The 2,360-nt window shown below is 61.3% G+C and carries 3 protein-coding genes; all 3 read left to right on the plus strand.

Annotated features, from left to right (window positions below; translation table 11 throughout):
• The coding region (locus CV014_RS29255) for a cytochrome-c peroxidase (protein ID WP_236145214.1) at positions 1-913 on the plus strand (913 nt) is incomplete at its 5' end.
• Positions 913-1,986, plus strand: coding sequence for a cytochrome-c peroxidase (locus tag CV014_RS29260; RefSeq protein WP_236145215.1), 1,074 nt, complete (start codon positions 913-915; stop codon positions 1,984-1,986). The genes CV014_RS29255 and CV014_RS29260, both read left to right, overlap by 1 nt.
• Before the next feature lie 79 nt (positions 1,987-2,065).
• Positions 2,066-2,360 (plus strand): MbnP family protein (locus CV014_RS29265; protein WP_236145216.1); only part of this gene is annotated, 295 nt, incomplete at its 3' end.

Genomic DNA, 2,360 nt, shown 5'->3' on the forward strand with positions numbered 1-2,360 from the left:
GGAAGGTAAAGGAGGCAATTACGCCCCTACGCCCTATCGGCTGTCGACACCGGCCTGGGCACCGGCGATGCCGATCCCTCAGCGAAATCCGCTAACGGTGGAAGGGGTGGAGCTGGGCCGGGCCCTCTTCCACGACACGCGGCTTTCCGGCTCGGGCAAGGTGAGCTGCGCCGGGTGCCACCAACCCAAGAATGCCTTCGCCCGGCACGATCCGCCTCACCCCGGTATGCGCAACACCCCCAGCCTGCTGAACATCGGCTGGCATCCGCGTCTGTTTTGGGACGGAGGGGTGTCGGATCTGGAAAGCGTGTCGCTGGCTCCGCTGCACAGTGCCGCCGAGATGGGTGGCAATCTGGTGGATGTCCGCACCCTGCTGCGCACCGACGGCCACTACCGCCGCCTGCTGCGCAAGGCCTTCGGCACCGATTCGGCTCAAAGCTGGCAGATTTTGCAGGCCTTGGCCCAGTATCAGCGCACACTCGTTACCAAAGGCGCACGGGTAGACAAGCCCGACTGGATGCCCACCGAGCAAGAGGCGCTGGGCCAACTGCTCTTCGGCGAAAGCTGCGCCCGCTGTCACACGCCGCCCTTCTACACCGATTTCGCCTACCATGCCGTATACCGCGTGCCTGCCCAGCCCCTCTGGCCTATCCGTAGCCTGGAGAACGGGCGGTACCGCATCACACAGCAACCGGCCGACCTGGGAGCCTACAAGACACCTTCGCTTCGAAATGCGATGCGGACCGCACCCTTCATGCACGACGGCAGCCTGACCCGGCTGGAAGACTGCCTCGGGCACGGAACCGTATCGGTGCAGGCCTTGTCTGAGAAATACGGGGCGGATACCAACGCAATCCGAGCCGCGTTTGTCAAGTATCTGGAAGCTCTGACGGATACCGTACCCTCGCGCTGATGAAACGCCTTGCCCTAGCCTTGCCGATCCTGGCTCTGATGGCTGTAAAATGCCATCATGAGGGCGACCCGACGGTGCCAAAGGCTACGGCTTATGCATGGACGGCACCGAGCTATTACGGTACCCGCGCAGACTCTCTGGAAGCCCCCCTTACGGTAGAAGGTGTTGCCCTGGGCAAGCGTCTCTTCAGCGACAGCAGCCTTTCGGCAGATGGGAGAATCTCCTGCCGGTCGTGCCACCGCCCTGAAAATGCGTTCGGTGATCCGCGCGTCGTCAGCACCGGCATCTACGGACGCTTAGGTACCCGCAATGCTTCTACGTTGGTTAATCTGGCCTATCAGACGCATTTCTTCTGGGACGGCCGGGCGCGCAACATCGAGGAGCTGCTGATACAGCCCATGACCCGAACCGACGAAATGGGCCTGACCGAGCCGCAGATCACCGAGAAGCTGCAGCAGGAACCCTACCTGACTTTGTTCGCCAAGGCCTTCGAGGGGGCCAGGCCTACGTCGCAACTGGCCCGCCGGGCGATCTCGATGTATGTGCGGACCCTGGTATCGGCAAGTTCCAAATACGACCGCTGGAAGCAGGGCAGCTACACCATGACCGACCAGGAACTGCGGGGCATGACGCTGTTCTTCACCCACCCCGTACCCGAAAACCGCACCCGGGGCGCCAACTGCGGTGACTGCCATGGCACCATCTCTACGGCAGGAAACCCGTATCAACTGCTGGGATTCAAGAACAACGGGCTCGACATCAACGCCGCCGACGATGTAGGCCTACAAGCCATAACCGGCAATGCTGAAGACAAGGGCAAATTCAAGGTGCCCAGCCTGCGGAACATAGCTCTGACGGCCCCCTACATGCATGACGGACGCTTCAAGACGCTGGAAGAAGTGCTGGACCACTACAACGACCCTGCCCTGTTTTCGAAGCCGAATGTGGACATCCTCATCCAGCTGGGGACGAACAGCCGCTTCGGAGGCAGCCTGGGGCTCACAGACCAAGAGAAGGCCGATGTGATCGCCTTCCTGCACACCCTCACTGACACCACCTATCTACAGCCATGAAGAACCTGCTATTCATCCTTCCACTTCTGATCCTCCTGAGTGCCTGCCATAAAGACAAGGCTTCCGCCCCACGCGGGCGGTGCAGGCCCGATATGTCTATACCGGAGCCTCGGACAGCCCGGCAGCCTCCGATGGTCTGATCCGTGTAGGCTCCGACAATACCGTGCTGAAGCTTTCCCGGGCGGATCTGTACCTCTCGAACGTGAAGCTTGTGCGCGAGGACGGATCGGTATGGAGCGAGCCAGAGAGCTACCATCTCCTACGCCTGCCTACGGCGGCAGCCGGCAGAGGGAGTCTGACGTTGAAAGACGTTCCTTATGGCACGTATACCGGCATCACCTTCTCCTTCGGCGTGGATGAGGCCCATAACCATT

Origin of the sequence: Nostoc sp. CMAA1605 (assembly GCF_021596505.1) — a bacterium.
Lineage (GTDB): Bacteria > Cyanobacteriota > Cyanobacteriia > Cyanobacteriales > Nostocaceae > Trichormus.